Genomic DNA, 14,123 nt, shown 5'->3' with positions numbered 1-14,123 from the left:
CCGGGGCCAACGCCATGCTGCTGCACGTCACGCACGAAACCCGCTACGAATACTCACCGCCTGTCGAGACGGCACAGCACCTGGCCCACCTGAAGCCGGTGGCCACCGATTCGCAGCGCCTGGTGAGCCACAAGCTCTCCATCGATCCGCCGCCCGCGCAGCGCAGCGAAATGCCCGACCTCTACGGCAACACCCGCGCTTTCTTCGCGCTAGAGGCCACGCACGACAAGCTGGTCGTCACCGCCGAGAGCGTGGTCGAGACCTCGATGCCCATGCTCTCGCCGGCCATTGCGCGCGAGCTGCCCTGGGAGGCGGTGCGCGAGCGTTTCCGCTTCCGCAAGGACGCCACCTTCGACGCCGCCTCGGAGTTCGTTTTTCCGTCGCCCTACGTGCCGCGGCACGACGACTTCACCGCCTACGCGCGCGCCAGCTTCGTGCCCGGCCGTCCCGCCTTCGACGTGGCGATGGACCTCACCGTGCGCATGTACGAAGACTTCGCCTACGACGCCGACAGCACCGAGATCAACACACCCGCCGTCGAGGCCCTCGCGCAGCGCAAGGGCGTGTGCCAGGACTTCGCCCACATCATGATCGCGTGCTTCCGCACCATGGGCCTGCCGGCGCGCTACGTGAGCGGCTACCTGCTCACGCAGCCGCCGCCCGGCCAGCCCCGGCTGGTGGGCGCCGATGCGTCGCATGCGTGGGTGTCGGTGTACCTGCCCGGCAAGAGCGAGGACGGCGGCAACAGCCCCGGCGGCTGGGCCGACTTCGACCCCACCAACGGCCGCCAGCCCGGCGAGGACTACGTCACGCTGGCCATCGGCCGCGACTACTCCGACGTGTCGCCGATGCGCGGCGTACTCCATGGCGGCGCAAGGCACACGCTGCGGGTCGGCGTGACCGTGCAGCCGGTGGGGGAAGTGCTCGAGGCGGTTGCGCAAACACAGACACAATCGCAATCCCAAGACAAGGAGTCTCCATGAGCGTTTACGACAAACTTTCCAGCCTCGGTATCACCCTGCCCCCGGTCGCCGCCCCCGCCGCCGCCTACGTGCCCTTCGTGCAGACCGGCAACCTCGTGTTCCTCTCGGGCCACATCGCCAAGAAGGACGGCAAGGTCTGGGCCGGCCAGCTCGGCGCCAACATCAGCACCGAAGAAGGCAAGCAGGCCGCACGCGCCATCGCCATCGACCTGCTGGGCACGCTGCACGCCGCCGTGGGCGACCTGAACAAGGTCAAGCGCATCGTCAAGGTGATGAGCCTCGTGAACTCGGTCGGCACCTTCACCGAACAGCATCTCGTGACCAACGGCGCGAGCGAGTTCTTCGCCGAAGTCTTCGGCCCCGAAAAGGGCGCGCATGCACGCAGCGCCTTCGGCGTGGCGCAAGTGCCGATGGGCGCCTGCGTGGAAATCGAGCTGATCGCCGAAGTCGGCTGATAGGTTGCTTTGGTCCTGGCCCGGCGCCAATGCCGGGCCACATCCGATACCCAGAGCCGCCCCAGCGGCCAAAAGAGGAGGCTTCGTCATGGGAGTGGCGCAAGCAGGCATCGCATTCCGGCCCGCCCGGAAAATCGGGAACCTGAAGGCCTTCGTGGCTCAGGTCGTGGGCAATCCGGTCGAAGAAATACCGCACCCGGACATCGGCCAGTTCGACATCCGCAATGCGAGCGACATCATGGTCCAGGACTTCGACGGCGCGATCTTCATCTGCAACCATGCCATCTCGTGGCCGCACCTCGAAGACACGCGCAGCGACGTTGCAGCACTTCATGCGCGCCTCGGCGCACCTGAATCTTTCATGGTGTTCTGCCATTACAGCTCGGGCGGCAGCTTCGGCTATGCCTTCATCGACAACGGCATTCGTACGCGTTCCAGGCTGCAGACCATGGCACAGCCACGGCTGCTCCCGTTGATCGAGTACGGAACGCCCACAAACATCGAAAGCCGCTGGCTCGGCGCACCGTCGTACCTGGAGGAGGACGATTGCCCTCCCGAAGAACGCCAGCGGATCTTCTTTCTCGAAAATCCGCGCGTCGATGTCTCCGAGTACGGGCTGACGCAGCAAATCCTTTTCGAAACACTGGAAGATCGCTTCGGCGTCTGCCCTTGGACAACGGACAGCGAGCCGATCTACCGCTTCTTCAAGGTGCGCGCAAAGCGCCCGTGGTGGCAGCAACTGCTCGGCGGCGATAAGCCGTGAGCCCCGAGGCACTGATCGCCGAGGCGATGCGGGACCCGATCAACGAGGCCCTGATGGCGCGCTTGCCGGCACTTGCGCTTCCCCAGAGCTTCCTCACCGCCGGCTGCCTGTTCCAGGCCACCTGGAACCACACGGCCGGCCGGCCGCCGGGCTGGGGCGTGAAGGACTACGACGTCTTCTACTTCGACGACAGCGACCTGTCGTGGGAGGCTGAAGACGCCGTCATCCGCCGCGTGCACGAAGCGGTCGCCGACCTGGGCGCGACCGTCGAGGTCAAGAACCAGGCGCGCGTGCACCTCTGGTACGAACAACGCTTCAAGGCGCCCTATCCGCGCCTGGCCTCGGCGCGCGACGGCATCGACCGCTACCTCATCGCCTGCACCCGCGTGGGCATCGACCTGGCCGACGGCTCGCTCTACGCGCCCGACGGGCTCGATGACCTGGCCGCCGGCATCCTGCGCATGAATCCGCTGCTGCCGATGCCGCAGATGTTCGGCGCGAAGGCGCGCGACTACCAGTCGCGCTGGCCCTGGCTGCGAATCGCTACTTGCGCTTCCAGCTCGACACCGTGATGAACACGCCGGTTTCCTTTGCATCGCGCAGCCGCACGGTGTAGCGGCCGGCGCCGTCGGTGCCGCTGAACACGGCCTCGCGCTCACGCTCACTGTCGCCGTCTTCCAGGCTCGCGCCCTTGGCCAGTTCACGGTAGGTGGCGACCAGGTCGTCGAATGCCGCGTAGCTGCGCAGCGTCACTTCGGCATCGGGCCAACGGGCTCCCTTGAGCCGGGCGTTCTCGCGGTCGGTGTACATCGGCTTGCCGGCCAGCCCCTTGGGTATCACGATCTTGCCGGCGCTGGCGGTGCTGTTCACCTCCCCCGTCTGCACGAGCAGCGGCTTCAGCGAGGCCGGAAAGCCCGCCGGCAGCTGCGCATCGCGCCAGCCCGGCGCCGTCGGCTGGCCCGCGATGTATTCGACGGTTGCGATCTTCTGCGCGGCCGCTGCTTCAGCGGGGTCATCGCTCTCGGCCATCAGCGCGTGGTACGAAGGCAGCGTTTTGGCCCACGTAATCAGCGGTTCGGCATCCGAGGGCCTGGCGTCGGCGGGATGGAAGATCGTCAGCACGGCCTGTGGGTCGGGGTTGCACACCTTGGGCTCGTCGCGCTTGGTGGAATCGCGGCAGTGGCCATTGACCAGCCCGATCGCCAGCAAGCGGCCTTCGCCGTCGAGCAGCAGCGCAGATCGTTCCTCGCCGTGGCCTCCGCCGCTCACCGACGCAAGCACCGTGCGCCCGTCGGGCCAGACGGTGCGCGTGACGTCGAAGCGCGAGCGCATGCCATCCAGCACCTGCGCCGCGATCAGCCCGTCGCCATCGGTGTAGTTGCCGCGCGCATAGCCGACCATGGCAATCACGGCGCTGCGGATCTTGGGTTGCTCGCTGAGCTTCAGCCGGGGCGGAGGCAGCTCGGTCGTGACGGGCGCCGCGTGCACGGAGGCGCCGAGCGTGCAGGCGAGCAGCAGCGACGCCAGGGTCTTCTTTGGAAACAGTGCGCTCATTCGGCGATCTCGATTTCGATGTTGGTGATCGCCGGCATGTCGCGCGGCACCTTGGCGTTGACGGAGAAGGCAGTGCCCCTGAGGCTGCCGAGCACGTAGCCCGAGCGCTCGTCCGCTTCCGACTGCATGCTCTCGAGCGGCGGCGACAGCTTCTTGTAGAAGGCGAGCACCTGCTCCACGGTGTCGACGGTCTGCAGGCGCAGCACGCGCCTTGCCTTCGCGTCGCTCAGGGCGTCCTGGCCGGTGTAGTGCAGCACAGCCCTCGGATACAGCGGCACGGCCTGCGAAAAGCCCTTCGGCCGCGTGACAGGCCGCGCCTTGGTGTGCGCGGCGTCCATGGTCGTGTACTCGGTCTTCTCGAACTTCTCTTCCTTGCCGGAGTTCAGGTCTTCCTTGGGCACCGTGCGGCTCCAGTCGACCAGCGGCTGTGCCTGTGCGCGATCGATGCCGGGGCGCAGGAAGATCGACAGCACTGCATGCTGGTCGTCGCGGCAACCGGTGGACGACGACTTCACACCGCATTCGCGGTGCGCGAGCGCGGCGGCGAGCACTTCGCCGCTGCTGTCGTCCACCAGCAGGGCCGAGCGCTCGCTGCCGCCGTTGGGCAAGCGGTACGACGACAACACCCGCTTGCCGCCCGGCAGCGCCTGCTGCTGCCGATGGCGCCGCGATGCCAGTCCGGCGATCAGCTGTTCTGCCAGCAGGCCTTCAGGCCAGTAGTACGAGCCGGAAGCCAGGCCGGCGAAGTCGGTCACGGCGCGGTCGAGCGCGGGAACCTGGGACGTTTGCGGCGCCCGCTCGGATTCGGGGCCGAGCACGAGCTGAGGCGTGGATGCGGCGCAGACGGTGGCAGCGGACAGGGTAAGAAAAAAGGAGGAAAGAGCGAGTCGAAATCTGAAAGGCATCAACGAAGAAAAAAAAAGAAGGAGCGTTGCGCTCCGGGCGGGCTGCGTGCAGCCGCGAGAGGAAATGCGAGGACGATTCTAGAAGGCGTTCGAGCGGCCGCACGATGTTCGGCATACTGCAACCCGGTCCTTCATTCCTCGCCATGAATCGACACACTCCGCCTCCACCCGCACCCGAAAGCGCGCTGCGCGCCCTCGAAGAAAAGCTGGGCGCCGCCCTGCCCCCGATCCTGCGAAGCCGCTATGCCGCATCCAACGGCGGCAGCTTCGGCGATCCCCGCAAACGCGATGCCGAGTGGCAGCTGCATCCGGTCTTCGACAGCAGCGACCGCAAGCAGATGAAGCGCACCGCCGAAGATGTTCTTCACTACACACGGCTCGCGCTGCAGGACACGCGCTTTCCGCGCGACGGCATCAGCATTGCGCACGACTACTCGATGTACCGCCAGCTCTTCGTGCGCCGCGACCCGGCGAGCGGCACCATCGCCGAAGACGTCCTGCTGTTCGACGTTCACACCGGCGAATGGTCCGCGCCGTATGCCAGCGACCTGCAGGCGGCCATCGACCAGGCCCGCGTGCCGGAGGCCGTGCAGCCCGACCCCTCGCGTGCGCTACCCGTGTTCCGCTACTACGCCGATCCGTTCGAATCGGGCGTGATGCGCACGTCCGGCGAAACCTGCCAGTGCTGCGGCCAGGCCACCGGCTACATCTACGGCGGCAGCTTCTACGCCATCGGCGACGAATCTCACTTCTGCCCCTGGTGCATCGCCGACGGCTCGGCCGCCGCGAAGTTCGACGGCGAATTCAACGACGCTGCCGGCGTGGGCATGGGCGAGGTCGAACTGCCCATGCGCATCATCGAAGAAGTGTCGCAACGCACGCCCAGCTTCTTCGGCTGGCAGCAGGAGCGATGGTGGGCGCACTGCAACGACGCCGGCCGCTTCCTCGGCGAGATCGAGCATGTCGACCGCGCGCTGCTCGCGTCGGAGCGGGCCGGCGACTTCATGCGCGAGACCTGCGACGACGCGCACCTCGATGCCGGCGAAGGCTGGCAATGGCTGCTCGACACGCCCTCGCGCGAGCGCAGCTTCGCGGTGTTCGTCTTCGGCTGCCTGCACTGCGGCAAGGTCGGCGGCTACGTCGACCTGAGCTGAGCGGCGCGCACAGCCATCAGGGCATCACCTGCCCGCCGTTGACCTCGATGACCTGCCCGGTCACGTAGCTGCTGGCCGCCTCGCTCGCAAGAAACAGGAATGCGCCGACGCACTCTTGAGCCGTGCCCAGCCGCCCCATGGGAATGGCATTGGCAAAGTTCTTCAGCACTTCGGGGCTCGAATGCCCGTCGTGAAAAGGCGTCTCGATCACGCCCGGCGCCACCGCGTTGACGCGGATCTTCTCCTTCACCAGTTCCTTGGCCATGGTGCGCGTGATGGTCGACACGAAGCCCTTGCACGCCGCGTAGAGCCCCGCGCCCGGCCCGCCTCCGGTGCGCGCGGCCTGCGTGGTCACGTTGATGATCGCGCCGCCGCCACCGGCGGCCATCAGCGGAATCACGCGGCGGCTCACCGCCACCACGGAGCGCGCGTTGAGGCGGAACACCGCGTCGATGTAGTCGTCGTCCGCATCGACGATGGGCGAGCGCTTCACGAAGCCGCCCGCGTTGTTGACCAGCACGTCGATGCGGCCGAACTCGGCATGCACCGTCTTCACCATGCGGTCGACGGCGGCGGTGTCGGTCACGTCGGCCTGCACCAGCAGCGCGCGGCCGCCGGCGGCCTCGATGTCGCGCGCCACTTGCCGCGCCTCGTCGGCGCTGCCCCGGTAGTGCACCGCCACCCGCGCGCCGGCCTGCCCCAGCGCGCGCGCCACCGCCGCGCCAATGCCCGTGCTCGCGCCCGTGACCAGTACCGCCTTGTCCTTCAGATCGTTCATTTCGTCGTGTCTCCTTGGGTTGAAAAACGGGCGCACCCACCACCCGCGTTCACACGGCGGCGGCTGCGATCTCCAGCTGGGTCAGCCGGCGCGCCATGCGGCCGACGAAGTTCTGCGTCACGTGCGGCAGCACACGCTGCGACGGCACCACGATGCCGACCTGCAGCTGGTCGAGCGCCGGCAGCTCGAAGGGCCGCCAGATCAGGTCGCCGCGCTTCAGGTCTTCGATGAAGGCGATCTTCGAGAAGCACGAGATGCCCTTGCCGGCCATGATCAGCCGCTTGAGCATGGGCGTGGAATTGCAGGTGGCGGCCGGCTCCATGTCGTCCCAGAACGCGGCGAACTCGGGCGACAGCGCGGCGCTGATGACCGGGTGCGAGCTCGAACGCAGGAACGGATAGCGCGCGCATTCCTTCAGCGACACGCGCGCATGGTTGGCCAGCGGATGGCCGGGCGGCATCACCACGCCGATGGGCAGGTTGGCCAGCGCCACCGCGGCCACGCCGCCCGGCAGCCGGCTCACGAAGGTCATGCCCACGTCGACCTGGCCCGACATCACCATCTGCGCCACGTCCATCGGCTGCACCGCGGTGATGGTGTACGTGACGGCCGGGAACACCTGCAGGAAGTCTTCCACCGCCGAAGGCAGCAGTTCCTCGAAGAACGAGTCCATGGCCGCTACCTTCACGTGGCCGGTGCGTTCGCCCTTGAGCGCGTCGAGTTCGGTACGCATCACCTGGTACTGGTGCAGCGTTTCCTGCGCGTGCTTGAGCAGGCGCTCGCCGGCCGCATTCAGGCGCAGGCCGTTGGGCATGCGGTCGAACAGCTCCACGCCCAGTTCGTCCTCCAGCTTGTGGATCTGCCGGTTGACCGCGCTGGCCGCCACGAACAGCCGCTCCGAGGCCTTGCGCACCGAGCCGCAGCTCGCCACTTCGATGAAGTATTTGAGAATGCTGGCGTGCATCAGCCGGCCCTCCCTTGCGCACAGGCCTCATCCGGCCAGCCTCGCGCGCTCCAGGGCGATGCCGGGGTGGTCGCAGGCCACGGGGCCGGTGTCGGCCGCCCCGCCGGGCGAGCCCAGCCCGCTGACGCTGGCCGTGAAGAAGTCGTGGTTGATGGCCGTGAAATGTGCCATTTCGGGCGGCAGCCGAAGGTCTTCGTAGATGGCCTGCGTGGGGCAGGCGGACACGCAAACGCCGCAGTCGATGCATTCATCCGGGTGAATGTACAGAGTGCGCTCGCCTTCGTAGATGCAATCGACCGGACAGCACTTGACGCAGGCGCCGTCCTTGATGTCGATGCAGGCGCCGGTGATGACGTGGGGCATGGCACGTACCTTCGCTGACGCGGCCGGCCTAGCGGCCCAGCCACTGCGGCTTGCGCTTCTGCTGGAAGGCCAGCACGCCCTCGTCGGCATCCTGCGACTGCAATGCCGCCACCAGCGCCGGCAGCCGCATGCGATGCGCATCGGCCGGCGCCAGCGTGCCGGTACGGCGCACCACCTGCTTGATGGCCTTGAGCGACAGCGGTGCGCAGGCCAGCATCTGCTGCACCCAGCGGTTGACGGCCGTGTCGAGCTCGGCGCGCGGCACCACCTCGTTGACCAGGCCCATCTCCAGCGCGCGCTGTGCCTTCACACGCTGGCCGGTGAGCATCATGCCCATGGCCTGGCGATAGGGAATCTGGCGCTGCAGCAGCAGCATGCCGCCATCGAGCGGCAGCCGGCCGACCAATGGCTCGGGCAGCCCGAAGCTGGCCTCCTCGCATGCCACGACGATGTCGCAGCCCAGCACCATCTCGAAGCCGCCGCCCAGCGCCAGGCCGTTGACGCGCGCGATCACCGGCACGTCGAGCGTCTCGCGCAGCGCGATGCCGCCAAAACCGCCCGGGCGCGCCGCCGCCCAGTACTCCACGCCCTTGAGGTTGGAGGTGTTCTTCAGGTCGGCGCCGGCGCAGAACGAACGCTCGCCAGCGCCGGTCAGCACCACCGCGCGGATGTCGTCGCGCGACTCGATGTCGCTCCAGATGCGCTGCAGCTCGGCCTCGGTCGGCAGGTCGACCGCGTTGAGCACATCCGGCCGGTCGATGGTGACCGCGGCGACGTGGTCGATGACTTCGTAGAGCACGCTCATGCATCGGCCTCCTCGATCAGCGCGCGGGCCTCGGCCAGCACTTCGGCCGTGTGCTGCCCGAGCCTGGGCGGCGCGCGGCGCAGGCCGGCCCTGGCGCCCGACATGTGAATGGGGCTGGCAATGAACTTCAGCGGTCGGCCCGACGGCGTACCGCCCTCGAGGATCATCGCGTTGTGCAGCGTCTGCGGATCGACCAGCGCCTCGCGCATGTCGCGCACCGGGGCGGAGAGCAGATCCTGCTCCTCGAGCTTCGCGAGCCAGTGCTCGCGCGTGTTGCTCGCAAAACGTTCGTGGAAGATCGCATGCAGCGCCGCCTTGTTGGCGAACTGCGCCGACAGCGTGGCGTAGCGCGCGTCGAGCGACAGGTCTTCGATGCCCAGCGCGGTGCAGATGTCGCGCAGCGGGTTGGCCTTGAACGCGCCCACCAGCACCAGCGGCCCGGTCTGCGTGTCGAACACGCCCGACAGCGGCATGGCGGCCCAGTTCACCTCGGAGTCTTCCATCATCACCATGGCCGCCTCCTGCATCTGCATGGCAAGCATCGAGTTGTAGAGCGACACCGAGATCTTCTGTCCCTCGCCCGTGCGCTCGCGCTGCAGCAGCGCCAGCAGGATGCCCTGCACCATGTGCATGCCGGCCGTGTAGTCGGCCAGCGCCGTGGGGTAGATCGACACCGGCACCGAGGCGTCGGCGCGGCGCGCCATCACGCCGGTGAGCGCCTGGGCCAGCACGTCCTGGCCGCCCTTGTGGGCGTAGGGGCCGGTCTCGCCGAAGCCGGTGCCCACCGCATAGATGATGCGCGGGTTCAGCCGCTTGCAGTCTTCGTAGCCCAGCCCCAGCCGCTCCATCACGCCGGCGCGGAAGTTGTTGGTGACCACGTCGGCTCCGGCAATGAGCGCCTTCACCAGTTCCATCTGCGCCGCGTCGCGCAGGTCGATTTCCACGCTGCGCTTGTTGCGGTTGAGGCTGCAGAAGATCGGGTTGTCTTCACCCGCCACCGGCGCGAAGGTCGAGCGGCTCAGGTCGCCCGCGCCCTTGCGTTCGACCTTGATCACGTCGGCGCCGTGGTCGGCCAGCATCTGCGTGCAGACCGGGCCCATCATGACCTGCGTGAAGTCGATCACGCGGATGCCGTCCAGCGGCAATGCATTGGCCGTCGTCGTCATGCGGCCTCCTTCGCGAAGGAACGGGCGATGGCGGGCACGTCGGCGTTCGGCCCTTTCTGGTCGCCGGGGTCGGCGCCCTGGGCACGCAGCGTTTTCTGCAGCTTCGCGATGTCGACCTCGCGCACCGTGACGCCGGCATTCAGCGCCAGTGCCGCGGCGGTGCCGGTGGCCTCGCCCATCGCCATGCAGGGCGGAATTTCGCGCGAGATCTTCTGCGCCGCCGAGGTGGCCGAGTAGTGGCGCCCGGCCACCAGCAGGTTCTCCACGCTGCGCGGCAGCAGCGTGCGGTAGGGGTAGTAGTAGTCGCGTCCGCGCGCCACGCTGTCCTCGAAGCGCGTGCGCTGGGCCACGTCTTCCTTGGTCATCACGTAGGCGCCCTCGAGCAGGCGGGTCTGGCGAATGCCTGTCTGCGGCGCCATGTCGATCAGCACGCACTTCGAGAAGCCCGGCAGATGGGCCCGCACGAACTCGATCACCTTGTGGATGGTGGCGCGGCCCTGCACCTCGGCGCGGGTCAGGTCGCTCACCTTCAGGCCGTCGAGCCCCGGCATGTGCGGACAGTTGCACCACACCACGCCCGGCAGCGGCGTCTTGAGCCACCATGCTTCCCAGGCGCCGCCGAGCATGTGCTTGATCTCGCGGTCCAGCGCCTGCCAGGCCACGGGCTCCTCGCGCTCGAAGCGCTCGGCTTCTTCCGTGTCGACACCGCCGAGGCGGAACACGGTCGTCACGATGTAGCTGCCGCTGATGTGCGGCGCGCCGGCCGAGGCGGCCACGTCGAGGTCGCCGGTGGTGTCGATCACCACCTTGCCCAGGATGGCTTCGCGCCCGCCCTTGGTTTCGCAGACCACGCCCTTGACCTTGCCGTCTTCCACCAGCGTGCGCGAAAACCACGAGTGCAGCCGCAGTTCGACGCCGGCCTGCAGCACCATCTCCAGCGAGGTGCGCTTCCATGCGTCGGGGTCGAAGGCGGCGGCGAAGCAGATGGGGTGCGGCTTCTCCTTGCTGTGGAAGTCGTAGGTGCCCCAGCGCTTCCAGCGGCGCACCGATTCGGGCAGCGTGCCCCAGTCCTGCTGGCGCGGGTACTCGGCCAAGCCGAGCGCGGACATGCGCTCGATCATTTCCAGGCAGATGCCACGCACAGAAATTTCCCGCTGGTGGCTGTCCCACATGTCGTCCAGCACCAGCACCATGCCGCCCGAGGCCAGGCCGCCCAGGTGGTTGTAGCGCTCCAGCAGCGTCACGCTCGCACCGTTGCGCGCGGCGGCCAATGCCGCGGCCTGCCCGGCGGGGCCGCCGCCGACCACCACCACGTCCGATTCGGCTGCCACGCGAACGTCGTGCGCGGGCTCCTGCATCCAGTCGCCAATACGGCTCATAGAAATCTCCTGTTGAAATGTCTGGTTGTGTTTTGGGAATGCGCCCGAACGGTCAGGGCGCGGCCTCCGGCTGCCAGCGGATGACCCAGCGTTCGGCCAGCGTCACGAGCAGGAAGAACAGGCCCGAGAGCGTTGCGCTCATCACGATCGCGGCGTAGAGAAGCGGCGAATCGAAGTTGAAGGTGGCCTGCAGAATCATGGCGCCGATGCCCACCGTGGCACCCACCCATTCGCCCACCACCGCGCCGATCACGCACATCGACGCCGCGATGCGCAGGGCCGAGAACAGGTAGGGCAACGCGTTGAGCAAACGCAGGCGGAAGAAGATCTCGGTCTTGCTGGCCGACAGCACCCGCATCAGTTCCATCGCCTGCGGGTTGACCGACTCCAGCCCGCGCACCATGTTCACCAGCGTGGGAAAGAAGCACACCAGCGCGGCGATGGTGATCTTCGGCTCCATGCCGTTGCCCATGATGAGCACCAGCACCGGCGCCTTTGCCACCAGCGGCACCGCGTTGAACATCAGCACCACCGGAAAGAAGATGTCCTGCAGCGTCTTGTTGTGCACGAAGACCGTCGCAACGGCGATGGCCGCAAGGTTGCCCAGCACGAAGCCGCCGGCCGCCTCGAAGGCCGTTGGCAGCAGGTTGTCGAGCAGCACGTCGCGCTTGGCGTATAGCGTCTCCAGCACGGCCCACGGCGTGGGCGCGATGAAGGGCTTGACGCCGAAAGCCACGATCACCAGCCACCACAGGGCGATGAGCCCGACGATGCCCAGCGCCGGCAGGATGCGGCGGCGCCAGATGCGCTTCTGCCGCGCGGCGGCCCAGGCGAGGTATTCAGGATCGGCCGAGGTCGGCGCGCCGATGGTGCCCGGTGCGCCCGGTGCGCCCGGCACTGCCGTATCGATGGAACGGGTATTCATGGCTTCGGCCTCAGCAGGTTTCCAGCACGCGCCGCAGATGGCTCGTGAGTCGGACGAACTCGGGGGTCTCGCGCACTTCGAGCGTGCGTTCGGCGGGCAGCTCCACCGGCACGATTTCGCGCACGCGGCCGGGGTTGGCGGCCAGCATCAGCACGCGCTGGCCGAGAAAGGCCGCCTCGTGGATGCTGTGGGTGACGAAAAGAATCGTCACGCCGGTCTCGCGCCACACGCGCAGGATTTCTTCGTTGAGCCTGTCGCGCGTGATCTCGTCGAGCGCGCCGAAGGGCTCGTCCATCAGCAGGATCTTGGGGTCGCTGGCCAGTGCGCGCGCAATCGACACGCGCTGCCGCTGGCCGCCCGACATCTCGTGCGGGAAGGCGTTCAGGCGGTCCTTCAGGCCCACCAGCTCGAGCAGTTCCCGCGGCGAGCGGCGGCCCTTGCGGCTCGCGCCGCCGCCCACCTGCAGCGGCAGTTCCACGTTCTGCAGCGCCGTGCGCCAGGGCAGCAGCGCCGCATCCTGGAACACGAAGCCGATATCGCGGTTCTTGCGCGCGGCCTGGGGCGTGGAAGACAGCACCTCGATGCGGCCCTTGCTGGGCTGCAGCAGGTCGGCCACCACGCGCAGGAAGGTCGACTTGCCGCAGCCCGAGGGGCCCAGCAGCGTGAGGAACTCGCCCTGCGCCACATCGAGGTCCAGGCTCTTGATGGCGGTGACGTCGCGGCGCTCGGTGAAGAAGCGCACGCCGATGTCGCGGCAGGCGATGGCGGGCGGTGCGTTGAGAACGGCGGCCATGGCGTCAGGCCTTCATGGCGCGCGCGGCAGCGGTGGCCTTGAGCGCGTCGAGCGAGATCACGTCTTCCACCTTCGGCGTGCGCGCGGTGAACTGGCCCAGCTCAGCGTAGGTGTTGATCTGTTCCTGCCACACGGCCGGGTCCATCGCGCCCCAGCCCTGGGTCTGCGCGAGACCGCCGAAGGCGTATTCGAGCATCGCGTCGACCGCCACGCGCTCATCCTCGCGCTTGAGGTTCGGGTACTCCTTCACCAGCATGTCGACCGACGCATCGCGGTTGGCGCGCACGTAGTGCCAGCCCTTTGCAGTGGCGCGCAGGAAGGCCTCGATGACCTTGGGCTGCGTCTCCAGCGTCTTGGTCGATGCGTAGTAAGGCAGCGCGTACAGGCGAACGCCCGCGTCCCACTGCGTGAGCGAGGCGATGTCGGGGCCCAGCACCTTGATGGCGGTGGTGTTGGTGAGCCAGCCCGTCACCACGTCGACCTGCCCTGTGAGCAGCGGCGACATGTCGGCGCCGATGGAGACCACCTTGACGTCTTTCTCGGCGATCTTGTTCTTGGCCAGCAGCGCGCGCAGCAAAATGGCTGCCGTCGAAGGAATGCCCACGCGCTTGCCGATCAGGTCGGCCGGCTTGCGCACCGGATTCCTGGCGAGCGAAAAGTAGGTGTAGGGGTGCTTCTGCGCGCCCACCGCAAAGCACTTGATCGGCAGGCCCTGCGATACCGCCAGCATGATCGAAGGGCTCGACGAAACCTGTCCCACCTCGTAGCGGCCCGAGGCGATGATGGCCACGCCGTCGATGTTCGGGCCGCCGGGCTGGATCGCGAAGTCGATGCCTTCCTGCTCGTAGAAGCCCATGCGCTTGGCGACCACTTCGCCGATCTGGTTGCCGCCGACGATCCAGCCCAGCTGCATGTTGATGCGCGCCTTGCCCTGCGCGAAGGCGTCGACCGAGAGCAGCCCACCGGCGGAGAGCCCGCCCGCGATGAGCGACGTCTTGAGAAGGCTGCGGCGACCCGGGTCGCGGAGGTTGGCCATGTCGGATTCCTTTTCTTCGATGCGATGAGGTGAAGTCGTTCGGCTCTTGTGCGCCGCCTTGCGATGCAAAGGCATGTGAGGCAGCGAGGCGAATGCTAGG

General features: G+C 67.7%; 16 protein-coding genes. 5 read left to right on the top strand and 11 right to left on the bottom strand.

From position 1 onward, the window contains the following. Positions 1-14: 14 nt before the first annotated feature. From ACQY8B_RS06445 to ACQY8B_RS06430, 4 genes are all read left to right on the top strand, one after another. Positions 15-983, top strand: a complete 969-nt coding sequence (locus tag ACQY8B_RS06445) for a transglutaminase family protein (RefSeq protein ID WP_422085928.1) — start codon at positions 15-17, stop codon at positions 981-983. Further along, positions 980-1,438: a RidA family protein gene (locus ACQY8B_RS06440; protein WP_056591047.1), complete on the top strand. Its 459-nt coding sequence runs from the start codon at positions 980-982 to the stop codon at positions 1,436-1,438. The genes ACQY8B_RS06445 and ACQY8B_RS06440 overlap by 4 nt, the downstream gene beginning before the upstream one ends. 88 nt (positions 1,439-1,526) lie before the next feature. Then, positions 1,527-2,201 carry a hypothetical protein gene (locus ACQY8B_RS06435; RefSeq protein WP_422085927.1) on the top strand — a complete coding sequence of 225 codons (675 nt, stop codon included), beginning with the start codon at positions 1,527-1,529 and terminating at the stop codon, positions 2,199-2,201. After that, a complete protein-coding gene (locus ACQY8B_RS06430; protein ID WP_422085926.1) occupies positions 2,198-2,773 on the top strand; it encodes a nucleotidyltransferase family protein in 576 nt (191 codons plus the stop codon). Before ACQY8B_RS06435 ends, ACQY8B_RS06430 begins: the two co-directional genes overlap by 4 nt. On the opposite strand, the gene ACQY8B_RS06425 is transcribed toward ACQY8B_RS06430, so the two are convergent. Both ACQY8B_RS06425 and ACQY8B_RS06420 read right to left on the bottom strand, forming a co-directional pair. Then, on the bottom strand, positions 2,745-3,755 hold the full coding sequence (locus tag ACQY8B_RS06425) for a hypothetical protein (RefSeq protein WP_422085925.1): 1,011 nt from the start codon (positions 3,753-3,755) through the stop codon (positions 2,745-2,747). The two genes, ACQY8B_RS06430 and ACQY8B_RS06425, sit on opposite strands and share 29 nt — an antisense overlap. Further along, positions 3,752-4,510, bottom strand: a complete 759-nt coding sequence (locus ACQY8B_RS06420; RefSeq protein WP_422085924.1) for a hypothetical protein — start codon at positions 4,508-4,510, stop codon at positions 3,752-3,754. Before ACQY8B_RS06420 ends, ACQY8B_RS06425 begins: the two co-directional genes overlap by 4 nt. A gap of 293 nt (positions 4,511-4,803) precedes the next feature. On the opposite strand from ACQY8B_RS06420, the gene ACQY8B_RS06415 reads away from it, so the two are divergent. Beyond that, the gene (locus tag ACQY8B_RS06415; protein WP_422085923.1) at positions 4,804-5,814 is read left to right on the top strand and encodes a CbrC family protein; all 1,011 of its coding nucleotides are present in this window, start codon (positions 4,804-4,806) and stop codon (positions 5,812-5,814) included. 16 nt (positions 5,815-5,830) lie between these two features. Here ACQY8B_RS06415 and ACQY8B_RS06410 read toward each other — a convergent pair whose 3' ends face one another. From ACQY8B_RS06410 to ACQY8B_RS06370, 9 genes are read right to left on the bottom strand one after another with little or no spacing between them, the layout of a single operon-like run. Next, positions 5,831-6,592, bottom strand: coding sequence for an SDR family NAD(P)-dependent oxidoreductase (locus ACQY8B_RS06410; protein ID WP_422085922.1), 762 nt, complete (start codon positions 6,590-6,592; stop codon positions 5,831-5,833). A gap of 49 nt (positions 6,593-6,641) precedes the next feature. Next, entirely contained in the window at positions 6,642-7,556 is a 915-nt protein-coding gene (locus tag ACQY8B_RS06405; RefSeq protein WP_422085921.1) for a LysR family transcriptional regulator, read from the bottom strand. A 27-nt stretch (positions 7,557-7,583) separates the two neighbouring features. Continuing rightward, entirely contained in the window at positions 7,584-7,919 is a 336-nt protein-coding gene (gene fdxA, locus ACQY8B_RS06400) for a ferredoxin (protein WP_422085919.1), read from the bottom strand. Positions 7,920-7,947: 28 nt separating this feature from the next. After that, on the bottom strand, positions 7,948-8,724 hold the full coding sequence (locus ACQY8B_RS06395) for an enoyl-CoA hydratase-related protein (protein WP_422085917.1): 777 nt from the start codon (positions 8,722-8,724) through the stop codon (positions 7,948-7,950). Then, a complete protein-coding gene (locus ACQY8B_RS06390; RefSeq protein ID WP_422085916.1) occupies positions 8,721-9,890 on the bottom strand; it encodes a CaiB/BaiF CoA transferase family protein in 1,170 nt (389 codons plus the stop codon). The genes ACQY8B_RS06395 and ACQY8B_RS06390 overlap by 4 nt, the downstream gene beginning before the upstream one ends. Next, a complete protein-coding gene (locus tag ACQY8B_RS06385) occupies positions 9,887-11,269 on the bottom strand; it encodes an FAD-dependent oxidoreductase (RefSeq protein ID WP_422085915.1) in 1,383 nt (460 codons plus the stop codon). The genes ACQY8B_RS06390 and ACQY8B_RS06385 overlap by 4 nt, the downstream gene beginning before the upstream one ends. A 52-nt stretch (positions 11,270-11,321) precedes the next feature. Further along, positions 11,322-12,194, bottom strand: a complete 873-nt coding sequence (locus tag ACQY8B_RS06380) for an ABC transporter permease (RefSeq protein ID WP_422085913.1) — start codon at positions 12,192-12,194, stop codon at positions 11,322-11,324. Positions 12,195-12,204: 10 nt separating this feature from the next. Continuing rightward, positions 12,205-12,987 carry an ABC transporter ATP-binding protein gene (locus tag ACQY8B_RS06375; protein WP_422085912.1) on the bottom strand — a complete coding sequence of 261 codons (783 nt, stop codon included), beginning with the start codon at positions 12,985-12,987 and terminating at the stop codon, positions 12,205-12,207. A gap of 4 nt (positions 12,988-12,991) precedes the next feature. After that, positions 12,992-14,023 (bottom strand): ABC transporter substrate-binding protein, encoded by a 1,032-nt coding sequence (locus ACQY8B_RS06370; RefSeq protein WP_422085911.1) that lies wholly within the window; start codon positions 14,021-14,023, stop codon positions 12,992-12,994. Positions 14,024-14,123: the final 100 nt, after the last annotated feature.

Origin of the sequence: Variovorax sp. (genome assembly GCF_965279555.1) — a bacterium.
Lineage (GTDB): Bacteria > Pseudomonadota > Gammaproteobacteria > Burkholderiales > Burkholderiaceae_C > Variovorax.
Note: the sequence above shows the minus strand (reverse complement) of the source record. Positions and strands in the feature narration are given on the sequence as shown.

Excerpts from the sequence above, each read along its gene's own strand:
- ACQY8B_RS06445 (WP_422085928.1), top strand. The coding sequence starts at position 15 with ATGCTGCTGCACGTCACGCACGAAACCCGCTACGAATACTCACCGCCT.
- ACQY8B_RS06440 (WP_056591047.1), top strand. The coding sequence starts at position 980 with ATGAGCGTTTACGACAAACTTTCCAGCCTCGGTATCACCCTGCCCCCG.
- ACQY8B_RS06435 (WP_422085927.1), top strand. The coding sequence starts at position 1,527 with ATGGGAGTGGCGCAAGCAGGCATCGCATTCCGGCCCGCCCGGAAAATC.
- ACQY8B_RS06425 (WP_422085925.1), bottom strand. The coding sequence starts at position 3,755 with ATGAGCGCACTGTTTCCAAAGAAGACCCTGGCGTCGCTGCTGCTCGCC.
- ACQY8B_RS06415 (WP_422085923.1), top strand. The coding sequence starts at position 4,804 with ATGAATCGACACACTCCGCCTCCACCCGCACCCGAAAGCGCGCTGCGC.
- ACQY8B_RS06410 (WP_422085922.1), bottom strand. The coding sequence starts at position 6,592 with ATGAACGATCTGAAGGACAAGGCGGTACTGGTCACGGGCGCGAGCACG.
- ACQY8B_RS06405 (WP_422085921.1), bottom strand. The coding sequence starts at position 7,556 with ATGCACGCCAGCATTCTCAAATACTTCATCGAAGTGGCGAGCTGCGGC.
- fdxA (WP_422085919.1), bottom strand. The coding sequence starts at position 7,919 with ATGCCCCACGTCATCACCGGCGCCTGCATCGACATCAAGGACGGCGCC.
- ACQY8B_RS06395 (WP_422085917.1), bottom strand. The coding sequence starts at position 8,724 with ATGAGCGTGCTCTACGAAGTCATCGACCACGTCGCCGCGGTCACCATC.
- ACQY8B_RS06390 (WP_422085916.1), bottom strand. The coding sequence starts at position 9,890 with ATGACGACGACGGCCAATGCATTGCCGCTGGACGGCATCCGCGTGATC.
- ACQY8B_RS06385 (WP_422085915.1), bottom strand. The coding sequence starts at position 11,269 with ATGAGCCGTATTGGCGACTGGATGCAGGAGCCCGCGCACGACGTTCGC.
- ACQY8B_RS06380 (WP_422085913.1), bottom strand. The coding sequence starts at position 12,194 with ATGAATACCCGTTCCATCGATACGGCAGTGCCGGGCGCACCGGGCGCA.
- ACQY8B_RS06375 (WP_422085912.1), bottom strand. The coding sequence starts at position 12,987 with ATGGCCGCCGTTCTCAACGCACCGCCCGCCATCGCCTGCCGCGACATC.
- ACQY8B_RS06370 (WP_422085911.1), bottom strand. The coding sequence starts at position 14,023 with ATGGCCAACCTCCGCGACCCGGGTCGCCGCAGCCTTCTCAAGACGTCG.